The organism is Moritella dasanensis ArB 0140, assembly GCF_000276805.1.
In the GTDB taxonomy this organism is placed as follows: domain Bacteria; phylum Pseudomonadota; class Gammaproteobacteria; order Enterobacterales; family Moritellaceae; genus Moritella; species Moritella dasanensis.
The window spans coordinates 32,832-51,955 of sequence record NZ_AKXQ01000003.1; the positions used below are offsets into that span (position 1 = coordinate 32,832).

Here is a 19,124-nt window from a genome sequence, read left to right on the forward strand (position 1 = left end):
ATTCTACGATATTATTTTTAACATATTAACTACTTTCATAACCACATTGCGTTTAGGACGGTTTCAAGCATTTATTTCATAAAATAATTTTAGTATTGATAGATAAATATTAAATAAATACTAATCTATAGTTTATCGTTTGCTGATTGGTTAGTGACTTGTTAGTTAGGGCGTCATCGTTAATTAAAGGTAATGAATATCAAGTTGTAGGCCTTATTGTCTATAACGTAAAGTACATTTTGGCGTGAAATGAATTACTAGGTAATAGACATTAAATAGTAAGGAAATTACATGAAAACCATTAAGTTATTAAAACTTACAGTCGCAATTCAAATAGGGCTAGCCTCAAGTATCGTAATTGCAGATTCCAGCGTAAACAAAAGTCCTGCAGAGCAAAGCTACTCTCCTTATGCCTCATCAACGATGCCTGTAAATGTATATTGGGGTGACTCACATTTACATACTGGTTTATCACTCGATGCAGGCTTATTTGGTAATACCGTTGGTCTTGATGAAGCTTACCGTTTAGCTAAAGGCGAAGAAATCACCTCATCAACGGGCCTACCCGTTAAATTATCTCGTCCCCTTGATTGGATGGTCATTACCGACCATACCGACTTAATGGGCATTGCTGCGGATATAAAATCAGGTACACCTAACATCCTCGCTGTAGACAAAGGCAAAGAATATAACGCCGCTTTTCAAAAAGGCGGTCAAGAAGCAGGAAAAGCAGCATTTGATTTAATTCAAAACTTTTCCCAAGGCACACTACCGAAATCATTTTTAGAGGATTACAGCCCCGGGTCTAAAGTGTTTAACGGGGTATGGAAAGATATTGTCGAAGCCGCGGAGAAACATAATGAACCGGGTTTATTTACCGCATTTATCGGTTATGAGTGGACCTCAGTGCCTAAAGGATTCAATCTTCATCGTAACGTTATTTTTAGAGATAATGCCGATAAAGCACTACAGGTTCAACCCGCGACGACACTTTCGCCTTACGGCAGTACCGACCCTAAATCTTTATATAAATGGCTAGCGGCTTATGAAAAAGACACCGGCGGTAGAGCATTTGCTTTTGCTCACAATGGTAATTTATCTAATGGCTGGATGTTTCCAACTAAAAAAACATACCACGGCGGTGTGGTCGATAAAGCGTATGTCGAAGCTCGCGCTAAATGGGAACCACATTACGAAGTTACTCAAATAAAAGGTGATGGGGAAGCACATCCTGACCTGTCCCCAAAAGATGAGTTCGCTGATTATGAAAATTGGGATGTCGGTAATTTAGATATCTCCGAACTTAAAAAGCCAGAAATGTTAAAAGGTGAATACGCGCGTGAAGCTCTTAAACAAGGCTTATTACTCGAGAAACAGTTTGGTGTTAACCCATACAAATTTGGTGTCGGTGGTGCGACCGATAGCCACACATCACTCGTTACCGCTGAAGAAGAAAACTTCTTTGGTAAATCCCCCAGTGTTGAACCCAGTGTCGGCCGTGTTAATCACCCGTTTATAGAATCAAAACTAGGCGCGATTGAAGGTTATACCTTAGTTGCCTCTGGATATACCGGTATTTGGGCACATGAAAATACCCGTGAAGCGTTATTTGATGCGATGGAAAGAAAAGAAACGTACGCCACGACAGGCCCAAGAATGACCGTTAGATTTTTTGGTGGTTGGGATTATAAGGCGACGGACGTATCGGCAAGTAATGCGGTAAAAATTGGTTATAGTAAAGGTGTGCCAATGGGCGGCGATTTGCAGCCGTCTTCAGGTAATACAGCGCCAACCTTTATGGTTTCAGTAATGAAAGATCCATTAAGTGGCAACTTAGACCGAGTGCAAATCATTAAAGGTTGGATGGATAATAAAGGGGAACTCCACGAACGAGTTTACGATGTTGCAGTATCAGATGACCGCCAAATAAACCAAGACGGCCGTGCCACAAAACCGGTCGGTAATACGGTTGATTTAAACACGGCTACTTGGAGCAATAGCATTGGTGATTCACAATTATCAACGGTTTGGACAGATCCCAATTTTGATAAAAACGAATCGGCTTTTTATTATGTACGCGTCTTAGAAATTCCAACACCGCGTTGGGTGCTTTATGACAAAGTAAGATTAGGTGCAAAAGTGCCTAAAGCCGCGGAGTTAGTGGCTCAAGAACGTGCTTATTCTTCACCTATTTGGTATTCACCTAAGTAGATAAGACAATTTAATGCATAAAAATGAGGGCGCTTCGTTGCTCCCTCATCCGCATATAAAAATAAAAGTAAGGACGTTATGCTAAAAAAGCTTATTCAAGAACCACTCATCCATTTTGTTATTATTGCCAGTATCATTTTTTTTATTTATGACGCCCTCAATAAAGAATCGATAAATACCCATAAAATATTGATCAGTGAAAGTCGAATTGAACAATTAACCAATGAAATTCTGAATTCAAAAAGTCGATTACCTGTTGCCAAAGAAATTGATATTGCCATTGAAAGCTTTGCCCTTAATGAAATTTATTTAAGAGAAGCGCGTGAATTAGGCTTACATCATGGTGATAAAATAATTGAACGACGATTACGTCAAAAAATGGAATATCTATTAGATGAAATGGCATCGATTCAAGAGCCAAGCTCTGCTGAACTAAATCGTTTTTACCAAGAGAATATCGAGCAATATAAATCACCTGTCACGTATAGTTTCACTCAAATTTATGTATCAACCGATCGACCTAAAGCGCTATTAAATAAGTATATTGATGACCTGTGGCGACTTATTGAAGAGGGGCAAACGCCTTTTGCTGATACCAGCATGCTGCCTCAGCAAATATCTCTGCAATCTAGCCAACAAATTGAACACAAATTTGGTCAGTTTTTTATGCTTAAGCTAAAAGAACTTGCGGTTAAAACTTGGTCAAGCCCTATTGATTCAGGTTTAGGTAAGCATTTCGTATATATAACAGAAAAAATAGAAGCCACGCCAAAACCATTCTTGAGTATAAAAGCAGAGTTAGTAGACGATTGGCAATATCAGCGCAGAAAGAAATTTAAACAGATTTATGAAGAAGAACTGATGCGGCGTTACGACATTGATATCCGTAAGCCTAAGTCAGACAAGGCCTCGTAGTGAAAAAATTATTGGTGTTACTCACCCTGTTTTTTAGCGCCTATGGGGTTGCAGATGATTTTCGCCCAGCATCCCTTACGCTACAACCTTTGATTGATAATCAATTTAAAGTGACCTGGAAAGTACCGATAAAAAATCGTCAACTTCCGCAACTGAATGTAAAGTTTGATGCTTTAACGCAGGAATATTTACCTAAAAGTTCGCGTTCTGTTGACGGTGCCTATGTTCAATCTTGGTTGATTTCTCGTGAACATAACCTTTCAGGTCTTACCGTCAGCATTGAGGGTTTAAAAGGCTCGGGTTATGAAGTTATTTTCAGAGTGCTCACTAATGGTACTTATACTAATAATACTAACAATAACCAAAGCAACCAAAAAAACAGTAATACATTAACTAAAATATTGAATTCGGATGAGCCATTTTTTATCGTACCCGAAAATCAAAATATTGCCACGAACGGGGTGTTTGTTAGTTATGTCACATTAGGGTTTGAGCATATTTTAGCTGGTCTAGATCACCTATTATTTGTATTTGCTCTGATTCTTCTTGTGGTGAGTAGAAAAAAACTAATTTGGACGATTACCTGTTTTACATTAGCCCACAGTATTACATTGGCCGCGGTAACACTCGATTGGTTGTATTTTCCTGGTCCCCCCGTAGAAGCTGTCATTGCGTTATCCATTATTTTTTTAGCCAACGAAATTATCATCGTGCACCGTGGCAAACCAAGCACAACGGCTCAATATCCTTGGTTAGTGGCTTTTATTTTTGGTTTATTGCACGGTATGGGCTTTGCCAGTGCATTGAGTGACATTGGCGTTCCTGAGAATGAAGTGTTTATGGCACTATTCTCATTCAACGTTGGTGTCGAATTGGGGCAATTAACGTTTGTGCTGGTTGTGCTGACGCTGATGTCGCGCTGTAAAAATAGATTCACTAAGCTGCCCAATTGGACAGCTCAAATCCCTGCTTATGTGATTGGTTGCACCGCTAGTTTTTGGCTATTACAACGGTTAGTTATGTTTTAACAATTATTTGAATTTAGATAAGTCTCGGCGCCATTGTTTATCTTCTTCAGCGCCAGCCTTCTGCCATATTTGTTTTACATTCACGCTAAGTTGACCATCAATTTCATTGGCATTGAGTGTGAACGTGAGCGGGTTGGCGATATTGGGTTGCGATAAAATCTGTTGGTCGTTAAATACTTGTTCAACGATACACACAGAGGTTTTATCGGGACTGTCGGCATCACGGGCTAGCGGGTTATTACAATTGTTCATGACGTCACCGCCGTTCGGGTACAATACCGCTAATCGTTGATGTTGGCTGCCGATAGAGACATCAAAGTAAATTTTCTGACTGGCAAGGTAATGATAAATATTAGCTGAAAGCGCCGATGGGGCACGTTCTTTTTCGTTATAAAACCGCGATAGCTTTAAATACGTCGAGCTACCTCCAGGCGCTGTGACATCGGCAGCGCGGACGTACTTATGTAATATACGCATATGGTGAGTAGGGAGTGTCCAGCCCACTTGCACTTGCACTTTTACGTCACCATTACTCAGTTCTTCAACGTCGGTAATACGGGTTTGTACTTTCGTATTGAGAATGGGTTCGATGACGTCTGTATCAATACTGCTGCGTACTTTCAATAATTGCGCGAGGTTGAATTGCGGGCTGCGACCGTGCGCTGAAAACAATCGTTTCACATCATCAAGTACCGATGTTAGCTGCATGACTTCATGATCTTGTTGGCGAATTAAACGCGCGCTTTGCTGCGTTGAAATTTGTTGTTCGGCAATCGCTAATTTTATCTCACCGAGATTTTTCAAATTGTTATCGAACTCGTTATCCAGCGTGATCAGGCTTTTTTCGATACTGAGATTTTCGCGTAATATCGCCATACTCTCACCAATGTAATGTTCGTCAAAAGTTGCCCGTATTTGCTGGACTACAAAAACTTGGCCTTTATAGACATCTTTATCTTTGACTATCTGTGGTTTGTTTTGTGGGGTGATCTTGATATAGGCGGCTTGAATAATCGGTACATATTGTTTGTAGTTGGTGAGGTCGACTGGTTTGTTCATTAATTGATAATCACGCACATCAAAACTGGCTTTGATCCGTGCTTTTTCCAGCATTATTTGCTTGGCACTGGCAATACTTTCACCATTGGTTAGCTGGTGGGTAATGGTATAGGTTTTTGACCAAAAGCCGATATGGGCAAGCGCTGAGTGGTTATAACTGAACATCAGTAATAAAGATAAAACAATTGGCATCGGTAGGCGCATAGTAAGTTCCTTTTGCTATTCCTTATAAATAATAGACTTAAATTTAATGGATGGTGTTTTTAGGGTAAAATACAGCTATTACTGATTAATTTATTTTATCTTGAGAGGCCTTTGTGGCAGCGTTACCGATCACTTCTGTATTAGCCGACTTATTTACGGCCTTAACATCATCCAATCAAGTTATCTTGCAAGCACCACCTGGGGCGGGTAAGTCAACGCTATTACCGTTAAAGCTGCTGCAAGAAAATATCTTCAGCGGCCGTATTCTGATGCTTGAACCGCGCCGCCTTGCCGCGCGCAATATTGCCACGTATATGGCTTCGCAGCTGCAGCAAAAAGTCGGTGAAGATGTCGGTTATCGTATGCGTGGCGATACCAAGGTATCAAAATCAACGCGATTGGAAGTTGTCACGGAAGGGATCTTAACGCGGATGATCCAGCAAGATCCGGAACTCAGCGATTACGATTTAATTATTTTTGACGAATTTCATGAACGCTCACTGAATGCTGATATTGGTTTAGCCTTTGCATTAGAAGTGCAACAAGGCTTGCGTGATGATTTAAAACTATTAGTCATGTCAGCGACACTCGACAGTGCTGGGTTGCAAAAGATGCTACCTGATGCACAACTGTTGACGGCGGAAGGCCGCTGTTTTCCGGTGACGTATAGTTATCATCCGGTGGATTTAAAGCGCAGTACCATTAAACAAGCATTACCGGGCGCGATTGCGGCAACCGTTAAATTAGCATTGCAGCAGCAAGACGGTAATATTTTAGTGTTTTTGCCTGGCGTGAGTGAAATTAAACGTTGTCAGCAACAGTTACAAGAACTGGTTAATGCACGTCTGCATGTGTTGCCGTTATATGGTCAATTGACGCAACAACAGCAACAAGCGGCTATTAACCCCTTGGCCGCAGGGCAACGTAAAGTTGTATTGGCGACCAATATTGCGGAAACATCTTTAACCATTGAAGGTATTTCGGTGGTGATTGACTCCGGTCTCGAGCGTAAAGTGAGTTTCTCGCCACGTTCTGGTGTCAGCCGCTTACAAACAAAGCGTATTAGCCAAGCATCAGCCACCCAGCGTGCTGGACGAGCAGGGCGACTACAAGTTGGACATTGTTATCGGTTATGGCGCGAAGAAGACCACAGCCGTTTAGAACCACAAATAGAACCAGAAATTCTCGCCGCAGATTTAACCTCAACCTGTTTAGAGTTAAAGGTATGGGGCGTTAATAGTTTTGCCGAATTGGCGCTATTGGATCAACCCTCGCAGGCAAACGTCGATTATGCCGAAGGCTTGTTAACTGATTTAGGCGCGCTGGCGTCGGGAAATTGCAGTAAACATGGCCAAGCATTAGCTGCATTTGGTATGTCACCACGGTTAGCGCACATGTTATTAACGGCGCAAACATGGGAAGATGAATTACCGGGTATTAGCTGGTTAGCTTGTCGTTTAATCGCCTTATTGGAAGGCAGTGAACGCTTACCGCTTGATTTAGACTTTGGCCTGCAACAAATGGCAGCGGGACACTTTAAACAAGCACAGCGTCAAGCGCAGCAATGGGCTCAGCGTTTTAGTTTTATCAAAAGTAGCAGCCATACTAGCAATAATAGCGCAGATACTAATGCCTATACTGGGTTGTTATTAGCGTTAGCGTATCCAGATCGTATCGCTCAGCGTCGTGATAGTACGGGACGGGGGCAAGCTGGCCACGGTTCAGATGTACCGTATATGTTAAGTAACGGGCTCGGAGTTAAATTGATGAACGACGCCAGCCTTACCAATACCGAGTTAATGGTTGTAGCGGACTTGTCATTAACCGAGCAAGGCGCCGATGCCATGGTGTATAACGCCTGTGCCATCGATCTCGCGGAACTACAAACTTGGTTACCGCAACTGTTTAGCCAGCAGGCGTTTGTACAATGGGATTTAAAAGCGCAGAAATTAATTGCTGAGCAGCGTCAATGTTTAGGCAAGTTAGTATTATCCCGTAAAGTATTAACGGATATTACCCCAGCGCAAAAGCAAACTGCCGTACTGGCCGGTATTCGCAAAGCGGGTTTGTCGGTATTGCCGTGGAACGAGCAAAATAAAGCCTTACTGACACGTTTACGTTGCGCACATCAATGGCTACCTGAATTAGGTTTTGTTGATTACAGTGAAATGGCCTTGATTGACGATTTAGAAAATTGGTTGTTACCTTACTTAACGGGCGTGACTGGTCCTGCACAGATGAAAAAAATACCGTTAACGGATGCGTTATTATCACGTTTGGAGTGGTCACTACAACAGCGTTTAGATAAAGAGTTGCCGACTCACTTTACCGTGCCGACAGGCTCAAAAATTAAACTACGTTACAACGATAACAATGCCCCGAGTTTACCGGTGCGTATTCAAGAGATGTTTGGCCAAGCGAATAAACCAGCAGTGGCTAATGGTCGGGTGCCGATTGTGATCGAATTATTGTCTCCCGCTCAACGTCCGTTACAAATAACCCAAGATTTACTCGGTTTTTGGAGTGGCAGTTATAACGACGTCAAAAAAGAAATGAAGGGTCGTTATCCGAAACATTATTGGCCAGATAATCCACTGGAAGCGATGCCGACCCGCCGGGTTAAAAAACATATGTAGGAAAGCAGCCATAATTAATCGGAATCTGCTATTATCCGCCCGTGTTCGTTCCAGCAAAATAAAAGAAGATTTATCATGACTAAAAAAATTGCCACATTGCATCCCCGTAATCCACATCAGGGACGTTATGATTTAACTGCCTTAGTTAAAACATATCCAGCGTTACAAACGCACATAACGCAAAATCCGAGTGGAGAAGAAACGGTTGATTTTAGTGATGATAAAGCCGTTGTATGTTTGAACGCTGCCTTATTAGCACATTTTTACCAAGTACCGAATTGGCAGATCCCTGCGGGCTACTTATGTCCACCTATTCCAGGTCGTGCTGATTATATTCACTATATTGCTGACTTGTTGGCAGAAATGAATAATGGCGAAGTGCCGACTGGTAAACGTGTGAAAGCATTAGACATAGGTACAGGCGCTAACTGTATTTACCCTATTCTTGGTCATCGCAGCTATGGCTGGGGTTTTGTTGGTACTGATGTTGATAAAGTGGCTGCAAAAACCGCTAACGTTATCGTACAAGCAAATCCAGGTCTAAACAAAGCCATTAAAATTGTCTTGAAGAAAACACCAGGCAGTATGTTCAAAGGTGTGATTAAGCATGGTGATAGATATTCAGTAACTGTGTGTAATCCTCCGTTCCATGCATCAATGGAAGCCGCTGCCGCAGGCACTGAACGTAAAATTATCAATTTACACAAAGGTAAAGCAGCGCCAACCAATACCACTAAGTTGAACTTTGGTGGTCAGCACTCGGAACTCTGGTGTGAAGGTGGCGAACTTCGTTTTGTGAAAGACATGGCCAAAGAGAGTAAAGACTTTACTGAGCAAGTATGTTGGTTTACCAGCCTTATCTCAAAGGGCGAACATATCGAAGAACTTGAAGAATATTTAAATACGCTAGATGTAAAACAAATCCGCGTGATACCTATGTCACAAGGCCAAAAAGTCAGCCGTATATTAGCATGGAGCTTTATGGATGCTGACGAGCAACAACAGTGGGCTGCCGATCAGTGGTAAACGCTACTGCTTACTAACGTTGAAACGACTATTTTGTTAAACAGGCTGGTATTTGTTAAACAGACTGGTAGAGCAGGTTATAATTAGGTAGATTAATACGGCAAGCATCGCGCTTGCCGTTTTTGTATCTGCGATTTTTATATTTGAAATGGTATCGACTTCAGAGCTAGTTTGAACTTAAGGGGATAATGACATGTTGGTATGGCTAGGTTACAGCTATGTAGTATTAAGCATCATCACGCTGCTGGTATATGGCAAAGACAAATGGGCTGCGAAGCGACAAGCATGGCGCACGCCTGAGCGAACATTACACTTACTGGCATTGCTAGGCGGTTGGCCTGGCGCGCTGCTCGGCCAAAAATTGTTTTCGCATAAAATAAGTAAAATTAGCTTCAAGCGCATTTTTTGGTTAACGGTTGTTGGTAATCTACTCATAGTACTGGGCATTTTCCAAATAGATCCGAGCTATGTGGTTGTGAGTTAATAGTCAACTGCGAATTTTTCAACTGATTTACACACTTTTACGCTATCTATACTATGCCTTTGTTTTATTGTGGTATACCATTTCGGCCTTATTATGCTAATTACGGCTATTTCGAACGAGTATTGGGTATTCATTAATGTCGTTAATTAAGAACAGTAAATTACAATTAGTGCTGACGTGGGTGCTATTAACCAGCGTATTGTTGGGCATTGTCGCGTTATTACCTGTGGGTGATAAAGTCGAAGCAAGTGCTGAGATAAAGGCTGCGCCTATGACCGCAGAGGAGCCAGAAATAACGAGTGCTGCGCTGCTATCTAATCAAAAATCGAATAAAGAATCAGAATCAGAATCAGAAGCAGAAACAGAAGCTGTATCTGTTACGCCTGTTGTTTCAGTTGATAGCACGATACCTGCGGCAACCGATCTTACCTATGATCCAGCATCACGGCTTTATGATGCCAATGCACAGGGTGCAACGGTGACTGAATCAGCTGTAGCATCAATCGCGGCTGAACTGGCTAAGTCGTATCCAAAAACAATTAATTACGTGATTCAAAAGGGTGATACTTTAGGCGGTATTTTCGAGCAGTTAGATTTAAGCCAAATGAGTTTATATCAAATTCTGGAAGTGGATTTAAACGTCCTGGCACTGGACAGTATTAAACCTGGGCAAACGTTAGTCTTTACCGAGTTTGAAGGTGAATTAACACGCCTTGAATTACACATCAGTCTCGCGCATCAAGTGGTTTATAAACGCTCGGGTGATGATGGTTTTGAGTTCGAGCAAATAACCCTAGAGGGTGAATGGCGTGAGCACAGTTATATTGGCAAGGTTGAATACAGTTTTGCCGGCTCAGCTAAAAAAGCCGGATTATCGTTATATGAAGCGCAATTTATTGCCAGCTTATTAAAAGACAAAATTAATTTCAGCCGTGATTTACGTAGTGGAGATACTTTCAAAGTATTGGTATCGCGTCAATATATCGGTGATGAACGTACTGGTGAAAATCGTATTGACGCGGTGAGTATTAATAACCGCAGTCGTAATATTAGCGCCTATTTGTATGAAGGTGCTTATTATGATGAAGCGGGTTTAAGTATTGAACGCGCCTTTGTACGTCGTCCTGTTAGCAGTAAATACCGTATATCATCCAGCTTTAATCCCAACCGTAGACATCCGGTGACTGGGTTGTTACGTCCGCATAATGGTACTGACTTTGCTGTACCTATTGGCACGCCTGTTTATGCTACTGGCGATGGTGTGGTATCGCGTGTGCTTAATCATAAGTATGCCGGCTTGTATATCGAGATCACTAATGGCCAAACATACCGTACGCGTTTCTTACACCTAAGTAAGATATTAGTGAAAAAAGGTCAACGAATTAAACGTGGCCAGAAAATTGCGCTGTCAGGTAATACAGGCCGTACTACTGGACCGCATCTGCATTATGAACTACATGTGCGAGGCCGTGCGGTGAATGCCATGACAGCGGATATACCGATCGCCACTGCGATTGAGAAAAAGCAACAAGCAGCATTCAAACTGGCGTTAAGTAATTATCATGCGGCTTGGGCGCAAAGTTAAAGGCTCACTTTTCCGCGCATATTTTTGGTCTTGCCACGCTGAGTCTTAGTGTCCATACGTTTCTTTTTGGCATTACGACTTGGCTTGGTTTCGCGGCGGGCCTTTTGGATCACTGTCGCCTGTTTAATCAATTCAACTAAGCGTTCAAACGCTACCTGTTTGTTAAAATCTTGACTGCGAGATTCCTGACTTTTAATAATGATTACGCCATCTTTGGTGATGCGGTGATCACGTAATGCCAACAACCTTTCTTTATAAAATTCAGGTAATGACGACGCTTTGATATCAAAGCGTAAATGGATCGCCGTTGATACTTTATTGACGTTTTGGCCACCGGCACCTTGTGCGCGAATGGCTTGAATATCAATTTCTGAATCGGGAATTGATACATTGCTAGAGATTACGAGCATTAATAAACCTTGGTGTTATTTTACAATACGCTAAAGAGCAGAGCGAACGTTACGTTGTTGTGTAATCGCGCTCGTCTGACTTACTGCGTATCTTGAAGTAGCTTGGGTATGCGCCTATGATACGCTTGTTTCCTGCAATTGCTAATTTTCAACTTTCAATTTTTAATTCGTCATTTTCAGGCGTTATAACCTTCGGTGTTAGTAGAGAGTATTTATCATGATAATCCGACCCGTCAAAGTCAGTGATGCGCAAGCTTTGACCGCGCTATTTTCGCAACTGAATGACGAAACCCCGTTTATGGCGATGGGTGAACAAAATAGCGCCGCTGAACTTTGTGAACATCTGACATTATTCATCAATTCAGCAACTCAAGTGCTGTATGTGATCGAAGGAGACTGCGCCAAGCTACTGGGTTTCGCGATTGGTATTATCGGTTATATTAGCGGTGATACTACTGGTAATAGCGATAGTGTATCTTTGGTGATCGGTATTGAGCAAGCGAGCACAGGCATGGGACTCGGTCGGCAATTATTACTGCATGTTGAGGCGTGGTCGCGGCTGCATAAATTAAAACAGCTTGAATTAACCGTCATGATAGACAATAAAAACGCGATAGCATTTTATAAAAAGGCTGGGTTTAAACTACAAGCTGTAAAGCCCCTTGGGATGGTTGACGCGTTAACGGAAAATGAATTATATATGCTTAAGGCCGTTTAAATAACCTCGGACTAGTTGAGTTGGGGCGAGGGAACAGGGTAAACTAACGATTCTTTATTACGCGTTTTTATTTTCAGCGTATTAGGTCAAGTCTGACCGTATTTGATGCAATTTCTAGGACCCTTTCTCTTGGCTAAACGTCCCGTAACTGATGACACAAAAAAACCGGTCAGCAAACGCAAAGCACCGGCAACAAAAAAACCAGTCGCAAAACTTTCAGCAGCAAAAACAGCAGCTAAAAAACCGACCGTAAAAAAAACCACCAAGAAAAAAATCAGTAAAGCTAAACAACGACCTTGGACACGCAGTCTTGCCATTTTTATGTTTAAATTTAGCTTGGCATTTTCGGCCATCTTTGTGCTTTATGGCATGTATTTAGACAGCAAGATCCAAGCGCGATTCTCTGGTCCTATTTGGAAAACCCCTGCGCAGATCTATGCGCGCAGTCTTGAACTGACCCCCGGCATGTTTTTACCCCACGACAAGCTGGTTGAAGAACTGGTATTGCTGAATTATTTAAAAGTCGCAAAGCCACGCACTGCGGGACAGTTTGCCGTGTCGAAGACTAAAGTCGAATTATTACGCCGCAGCTTCACCTATCTTGATGGCATCGAGCCTAATCAAGCGCTATTTTTAACCTTTGCAGATAACCACTTAGTCAGTATTCGCGATCAGAAAACCGGTAAATACCTTAATTCAGTTAATCTCGATCCTATGTTACTCGATACCTTGCAAGCACCTAACCAAGAAGACCGTATCTTGGTGGAATTACAAAATTACCCACAACTATTAATTGATACCTTATTGCTGGTGGAAGACCGTAATTTCTACCATCACAGCGGTGTATCACCCGTTGCAATTATACGTGCTGCATTTGCCAATATGAATGCCGGGCGCACTGTGCAAGGCGGCAGTACCTTAACGCAGCAATTAGTCAAAAACTTCTTTTTAACCCGTCAGCGTAGCTTTTGGCGTAAGTTTAACGAAGCCTACATGGCGTTATTAATTAATTATCGTTTAAGTAAAGATGCGGTATTAAGTGGTTACCTTAATGAAGTGTATTTAGGCCAAAATTACAGTGATGGTGTATATGGCTTTGGTTTAGCGAGTTACTTTTATTTTGGTCGACCGGTACCGGAATTGAGCATAGATCAAATGGCATTCTTGGTTGCCGTGGTTAAAGGTCCGTCGTTTTATGACCCATGGCGTTACCCTGAACGTGCGCTTGAACGTCGTGACATGATCATCCGCTTATTATCTAAAAACGGTAAAATCAGTACTGCTGAATATCGCGCTGCAATCGGGCGTCCATTGGGTATTATTCCGCGTGGGCACATGAGTGTATCTAAAGCCCCGGCATTTATGTCTTTATTACGTCGTCAGCTCAAAACTACATTTGGAGATGCGCTGTATGATCAATCAGGATTGAAAATATTTACTAGTTTAGATCCCCTTGCGCAGCGTGCTGCTGAAAAGGCGATAACCCAAAGTTTGCCACGATTAGAGAAAGCCCGTCACATTTCGGGCTTAGAAACGGCAATGGTCGTTACTGACCGCCACTATGGTCGGGTGACTGCACTGGTCGGTGGGCGTAATACCCAGTATGCCGGATTTAACCGTGCACTTGATGCGTCACGTTCGATTGGTTCAGTGGTTAAACCGGCAATTTATTTAACCGCATTTGAACAAGGTTATGATCTTAACTCCCCGTTAGAAGATAAACCGCTGCGTTTAAATAATCAGTATGGTAATAATTGGCAACCGAAAAATTATGACCGTAAATACCGTGGTGAAGTGCCGCTGTATCAAGCCTTGATGCAATCGCTCAACGTGCCAACCGTTAATTTAGGCATGGCGCTGGGGATTGATAATGTGATTGAAAGTTTAAAACGTCTGGGTATTAAAAAGGTCGATAATCACTATCCATCGATGCTGTTAGGGGCGTTAAATATGTCACCGTTTCAAGTATCACAAATGTATCAAACCATCGCGACAGCAGGGGAATACCACAAGTTAACCGCGCTGGTGGCTGTGGTAGATGAAGACGGCGATTTGGTTTATCAACAAGACTTAAAAGGTAAGCGTCGTTTTGATCGTAAATATACCGACCTGACGATTTATAATATGACCTTGGTCGCCAAACAAGGTACCGCGCGCCGTTTAAGTTGGCAATTCCCTGGCACTAATTTTGCCGGTAAAACCGGTTCTACCGATAAACTGCGTGATAGCTGGTTTGTCGGATTAGATAATCGCGATGTCGTCACGGTCTGGGTGGGACGTGATGATAACAAAACCTCGACATTAACCGGTTCGAGCGGTGCATTGACGGTATTTGGCGATTACATGAAGCTACGTGGTGCAGATAGTTTAGCGGTGAATTAAGCTGAGGGATTGTGAGTTAAGAATAGCGCTTTGAGTATTGGTTCGCTATACAGGGTGTAGCGAACCAGAACTGTTTTTTTATTTGATCGTGCCTGCAACTTTAGTTTGATCAACACCAACGATGCGGTTTAGTACACCTAGCACTGATGAAGTGTCTGAAACGGTTGAGTTAATAGACACAATTTCAGCATTTTGCGGCGTTAATTCCATTGCACGCTCTTGGGTATCACCACCTGGGAACTGCATAAACAATAGATTCAAATTCTCGGCATGTGTATCAAATGTTTGGTCTGTTTGACGAATACCAGAACAACCAGATAAACCAAGAACAAGCAAAGATAGTACGAATAAGTTTTTCATTTTAAATCCTTATAATAAGATGAATAATTATTAAAGCATTTAAGAAAATTCGATTCAATCGATGAAATGTAAGCGAATGTGTTGAACGTAAGCGTTTGTATTAGGTAGGGAGATCTGGTCTAAATTTGAAAACAAAAAAGACGAGCTTGATGCTCGCCTTTTATCTATATTAGCTATTTATTTAACTATGCTTGGTGTTTAGAAGTGACCTTCTAAACCTAGGAATACACCGTCAATTGTTGCATCAGCTTTTACGTCATCAACTTTAAAGTCAAGTTGTTGAATACGGTAACCCGCGCGGATAGACCAATCTAATACATAACCTGGGTTTAGCATGAACGCTAGACCGATTTCAGCATCGCCGTATACATCGCCAGTGATACCAATCGCATTTACCATTGCGAATGCTTTAAGTGGGAACATTGGCAGGCCAACTTCACCGTAAACATAACCCATAGGTAATGGACCCGAGAATGACACGTCAGTAGTACCATCTTCGTAAGTACCGTTCAGTTGGCGCCATGTAACACCCGCATCAAGTGATACTAGGTCATTGTCTAGGAATTCATAATAAAGCGTGAAATCGACAGTTTTAAGGCTGATTTTTTCGTTAGATCCTTTGCCTTCAACATCTATATTTGAAAAGCTAAGTGCAGCATTTGGAATTAATGGAATTGGGTGTTCCACTTTCACATACATACGGTAGTTGTAAGTATCTTCATAGCTAGTAACAGCAGAGTGGTTATCAAGTTGAATTGTGCCATCAACGCCTGATTGCCATACGTCAGCACCAAAATAGGTACCAATAGCGTCTGCCATTACGTTGTTTGAAAGACCAGTAAGAAGAGTTAGTGCAAGTAGTTGTTTTTTCATAATGAGTCCATGTTCATTTATGTAATATATCGCGCAAAGTAACAGCAAGCGTCCTTAGTTAATAAGTATTAGTCATTAATTCATTAATTCCTAACGTTATTAAGTCGTTGTTAATACTTTCGGCCGGGAAGGAAAAAAGTTTAGCGCGAATATTAATTTCTTATGAAACCGCTTGTTTACGGTCATTTTTGTTGGCCATTATACATTTTGCAGTTAAATAATCATGTTTAATACGCTATTTATGTCATTTTAACTAAAGTAGCCAGGCTCATTTTTAACTAGTACTTTTACTAGGTAAAAAAAATACAAAAAAAAGCCCTAAAATAGGGCTTAATTAAATGATGAAAATGGTACTTTCATCATACTTTTAGGTGTGTGATTGTTAAGCTAGTTTAGCAAAACAACGTTCAGCAGCTGCAATTGTCGCTTCAATATCGGCATTGGAATGTGCTGTCGATAAGAAACCTGCTTCAAATGCAGACGGCGCAAGATAAACACCTTCAGCTAACATAAGGTGGAAGAATTGCTTGAAACGTTCTGCGTCACATTTGAATACACCTTCAAAACCAGTAACTTCAGCTTGGTCAGTAAAGAAGAATCCGAACATACCGCCAACATAGTTTACCGCTAATGGGATGTTTTGACGTGCTGCCGCAGCCTTAAGACCTTCAGCAAGTTGCTTCGTGCTCGCACTTAATTGCGCTGCCACTTCAGGCTTGTCAATTTCGTTTAACGCAGCGAGGCCAGCAGCCATTGCAATTGGGTTACCTGATAATGTACCGGCTTGGTATACAGGACCTGTTGGCGCAATGTGTTGCATAATTTCAAGTTTACCGCCAAACGCGCCCACTGGCATACCGCCACCGATCACTTTACCTAATGTTGTTAGGTCTGGTTTTACTTGATAAAGCGCTTGTGCACAGCCCGTTGCAACACGGAAGCCTGTCATTACTTCATCAAAGATAAGTACTGCATTGTATTTATCACAGATGGTACGTAGACCTTGTAGGAAACCGTCTTGTGGTGGAATGCAGTTCATGTTGCCAGCAACCGGTTCTACAATGATGCACGAGATGTCTTCTGGGTATTCAGCAAAAAGTGTTTCAACGGATGCTAGGTCATTGAACGTTGCCGTCAATGTATGTTTAGCAAAATCAGCAGGGATACCTGGAGAGCTAGGTTGGCCTAATGTCAGTGCGCCAGAACCTGCTTTAACTAATAACGAGTCTGCATGGCCGTGATAACAACCTTCAAATTTTAAGATCTTGTCACGGTTGGTGTAACCACGTGCTAAACGGATCGCACTCATCGTCGCTTCTGTACCAGAGCTCACCATACGGATCTGCTCCATTGATGGCACCATAGATTGGACTTTTTGCGCCATGATCACTTCGATCTCAGTCGGTGCGCCAAAGCTTAAGCCATTTTCAACAGCAGCAAGTACCGCTGATTTGATTGCAGGGTGGTTATGACCCAAGATCATTGGACCCCAAGAACCAACATAATCAATATAGGCATTGCCGTCTACATCGTAGATACGCGCGCCTTCGGCACGTTGAATAAATAGTGGGCTACCACCAACGCCATTGAATGCGCGCACTGGTGAGTTAACGCCACCAGGAATAATAGCTTGAGCTTGCGTGAAAAGTTGGCTTGATTTAGACATCTGCAATCCTTTTATCTACAGTCAGAGACAATATAGTAAGAAATAGTAAAAATATTTTAGGGCGTTATTATACCTGTTAACCCGTTTAAACGTAGCTTTTTCACATTTTTAGCGACTTACATTTAACTTGTCTTTGTTTTCATCGGCAGAATCGTTAAAATAGCGCTTTATTTTTATGTTTCCTCACGCAAAAGGCCGACATGCTTAAATTTATTAAACCGCGTTACATCGTATTATTGGCGCTCGCTATATTATTGGGTTATGGTTTTTCTTATCTGAAAGGCATGGAATCAGCAGCCAAAATCACCATGAAAGATGATGAAATTGCCCGTCTTAATACCGACTTCGCAGAAACCAGCAAAGTTAAAGCGCAAGTTGAAGTTGAACTGCAAACCTCGCAGATTTTAGTTGACCAGCTAACGGAACAACAACGTATTCTGTTTAATGAAAATGCTGAACTAAAACGCGATCTGCTATTTTATCAACGTATCATGGCGCCTGAAGACGTGATTAATGGGGTTAAATTAGAGAGCCTGACCTTTATTCCCGAAATCAGCGACAACTATTATTTTGTGCAAATTGTATTGATGCAGGTACAAAAGAAAAAGCGTCACATTAAAGCCACTGCCGATTTGGTGTTTTATGGCAGTGAAGAAGGTCAACCAGCAGAATACCGTTGGAGTGAACTGGTGGATGAAAAAGAGCAAAAACTGACATTCTCGTTCCGTTATTTCCAAACCATAGAAGCATCAATAAAATTACCGCTGGGTTTTGTACCCGAGCGTGTGGCTTTCGTTGGCAAGGTAAAGGGGAATCGTTGGAATTCAGGACTCAAGTTAAAACAAAACTTTGATTGGAGCGCTGTATTGCAAAGCAGTGACGTGATCTCGGGATAATAAAGGCCCATTATCGACATCAGTGATCAAGAGCCGACAATGAATAGTTGACTGAAATAGTCAGGTATTAGATAATTGAATGTATAAATCGAGTTTAAGTGAGATCAGATATGGAACTATTTACAGACGTTGGTGCAACTCAGGCTAACAATAACGAGATTGTTGAACAAGCTGTTACACCTGTTGCTGTGGAAGCAAGTGCAGATGAGATGGTATTACCTATTTATTTTAGTGATAACGCTGCAGCACGAGTGAAAGAATTGATCACCGAAGAAGAAAACCTCGCGCTTAAATTACGCGTGTATGTTACTGGTGGTGGTTGTTCTGGTTTCTCTTATGGTTTTACTTTTGATGAGAAAATTAATTTTGGTGACACTGTTATCGAAAAGAACGGCGTGACGATGGTTGTTGATTCAATGAGCCTACAATATTTAGTTGATGGCACTGTTGATTACATTGATGGCCTAGAAGGTTCGCGCTTCTTAGTGAACAACCCGAACGCAACAACTACTTGTGGTTGTGGTTCAAGCTTCTCAATTTAAGCTCTGGCTTTAAGCTAAGCCTTGGTTTTAATTAAAAATAGTGTCCGTACTTAGCGGTTGTTAAGTGCGGCACTTTTTATTTACGCCTTCTTTTTTGATGTCTTCTATATCTTCCCGTCTGCAATTAAT

General features: G+C 41.8%; 16 protein-coding genes. 11 read left to right on the plus strand and 5 right to left on the minus strand.

From position 1 onward, the window contains the following. The first annotated feature begins 291 nt into the window (after positions 1-291). The 3 genes from A923_RS0103100 (at position 292) to A923_RS0103110 (ending at position 4,154) form a co-directional block, all read left to right on the plus strand. Complete coding sequence (locus tag A923_RS0103100) at positions 292-2,211, plus strand: DUF3604 domain-containing protein (protein WP_017220184.1); 1,920 nt, start codon at positions 292-294, stop codon at positions 2,209-2,211. A 78-nt stretch (positions 2,212-2,289) separates the two neighbouring features. Beyond that, positions 2,290-3,126, plus strand: a complete 837-nt coding sequence (locus tag A923_RS0103105; protein ID WP_017220185.1) for a peptidyl-prolyl cis-trans isomerase — start codon at positions 2,290-2,292, stop codon at positions 3,124-3,126. Then, on the plus strand, positions 3,126-4,154 hold the full coding sequence (locus A923_RS0103110) for a HupE/UreJ family protein (RefSeq protein ID WP_017220186.1): 1,029 nt from the start codon (positions 3,126-3,128) through the stop codon (positions 4,152-4,154). Before A923_RS0103105 ends, A923_RS0103110 begins: the two co-directional genes overlap by 1 nt. A 3-nt stretch (positions 4,155-4,157) precedes the next feature. On the opposite strand, the gene A923_RS0103115 is transcribed toward A923_RS0103110, so the two are convergent. Beyond that, complete coding sequence (locus A923_RS0103115) at positions 4,158-5,417, minus strand: hypothetical protein (RefSeq protein WP_017220187.1); 1,260 nt, start codon at positions 5,415-5,417, stop codon at positions 4,158-4,160. A 113-nt stretch (positions 5,418-5,530) separates the two neighbouring features. Here A923_RS0103115 and hrpB point away from each other — a divergent pair, with 113 nt between their 5' ends. The 4 genes from hrpB to A923_RS0103135 all read left to right on the plus strand — a co-directional run bounded on the left by hrpB (position 5,531) and on the right by A923_RS0103135 (position 11,148). Then, positions 5,531-8,053, plus strand: a complete 2,523-nt coding sequence (hrpB, locus tag A923_RS0103120; RefSeq protein ID WP_017220188.1) for an ATP-dependent helicase HrpB — start codon at positions 5,531-5,533, stop codon at positions 8,051-8,053. A gap of 75 nt (positions 8,054-8,128) precedes the next feature. Then, on the plus strand, positions 8,129-9,079 hold the full coding sequence (gene rlmF, locus A923_RS0103125) for a 23S rRNA (adenine(1618)-N(6))-methyltransferase RlmF (protein WP_017220189.1): 951 nt from the start codon (positions 8,129-8,131) through the stop codon (positions 9,077-9,079). 193 nt (positions 9,080-9,272) lie between these two features. After that, the gene (locus A923_RS0103130; protein WP_017220190.1) at positions 9,273-9,563 is read left to right on the plus strand and encodes a DUF1294 domain-containing protein; all 291 of its coding nucleotides are present in this window, start codon (positions 9,273-9,275) and stop codon (positions 9,561-9,563) included. A gap of 136 nt (positions 9,564-9,699) precedes the next feature. Continuing rightward, positions 9,700-11,148 carry a peptidoglycan DD-metalloendopeptidase family protein gene (locus tag A923_RS0103135; protein WP_017220191.1) on the plus strand — a complete coding sequence of 483 codons (1,449 nt, stop codon included), beginning with the start codon at positions 9,700-9,702 and terminating at the stop codon, positions 11,146-11,148. Here the strand turns inward: A923_RS0103135 and arfB are convergent. Then, positions 11,145-11,558, minus strand: a complete 414-nt coding sequence (arfB, locus tag A923_RS0103140) for an alternative ribosome rescue aminoacyl-tRNA hydrolase ArfB (RefSeq protein ID WP_017220192.1) — start codon at positions 11,556-11,558, stop codon at positions 11,145-11,147. The genes A923_RS0103135 and arfB overlap by 4 nt on opposite strands. 217 nt (positions 11,559-11,775) lie before the next feature. On the opposite strand from arfB, the gene A923_RS0103145 reads away from it, so the two are divergent. Then, a complete protein-coding gene (locus A923_RS0103145; protein WP_017220193.1) occupies positions 11,776-12,276 on the plus strand; it encodes a GNAT family N-acetyltransferase in 501 nt (166 codons plus the stop codon). 129 nt (positions 12,277-12,405) lie between these two features. Then, entirely contained in the window at positions 12,406-14,658 is a 2,253-nt protein-coding gene (gene mrcB, locus A923_RS0103150; RefSeq protein ID WP_017220194.1) for a penicillin-binding protein 1B, read from the plus strand. A gap of 78 nt (positions 14,659-14,736) precedes the next feature. On the opposite strand, the gene A923_RS0103155 is transcribed toward mrcB, so the two are convergent. The 3 genes from A923_RS0103155 to hemL all read right to left on the minus strand — a co-directional run bounded on the left by A923_RS0103155 (position 14,737) and on the right by hemL (position 17,557). Next, positions 14,737-15,018: a hypothetical protein gene (locus tag A923_RS0103155; RefSeq protein WP_017220195.1), complete on the minus strand. Its 282-nt coding sequence runs from the start codon at positions 15,016-15,018 to the stop codon at positions 14,737-14,739. Positions 15,019-15,216: 198 nt separating this feature from the next. After that, a complete protein-coding gene (locus tag A923_RS0103160; RefSeq protein WP_017220196.1) occupies positions 15,217-15,891 on the minus strand; it encodes a TIGR04219 family outer membrane beta-barrel protein in 675 nt (224 codons plus the stop codon). Between the two features lie 382 nt (positions 15,892-16,273). Continuing rightward, positions 16,274-17,557, minus strand: a complete 1,284-nt coding sequence (hemL, locus tag A923_RS0103165; RefSeq protein ID WP_017220197.1) for a glutamate-1-semialdehyde 2,1-aminomutase — start codon at positions 17,555-17,557, stop codon at positions 16,274-16,276. Between the two features lie 200 nt (positions 17,558-17,757). Between hemL and A923_RS0103170 the strand changes: the two genes are divergently transcribed. Beyond that, positions 17,758-18,453, plus strand: coding sequence for a DUF6776 family protein (locus A923_RS0103170; RefSeq protein ID WP_017220198.1), 696 nt, complete (start codon positions 17,758-17,760; stop codon positions 18,451-18,453). A gap of 209 nt (positions 18,454-18,662) precedes the next feature. Then, positions 18,663-18,995 (plus strand): iron-sulfur cluster insertion protein ErpA, encoded by a 333-nt coding sequence (erpA, locus tag A923_RS0103175; protein WP_192810667.1) that lies wholly within the window; start codon positions 18,663-18,665, stop codon positions 18,993-18,995. Positions 18,996-19,124 lie beyond the last annotated feature (129 nt).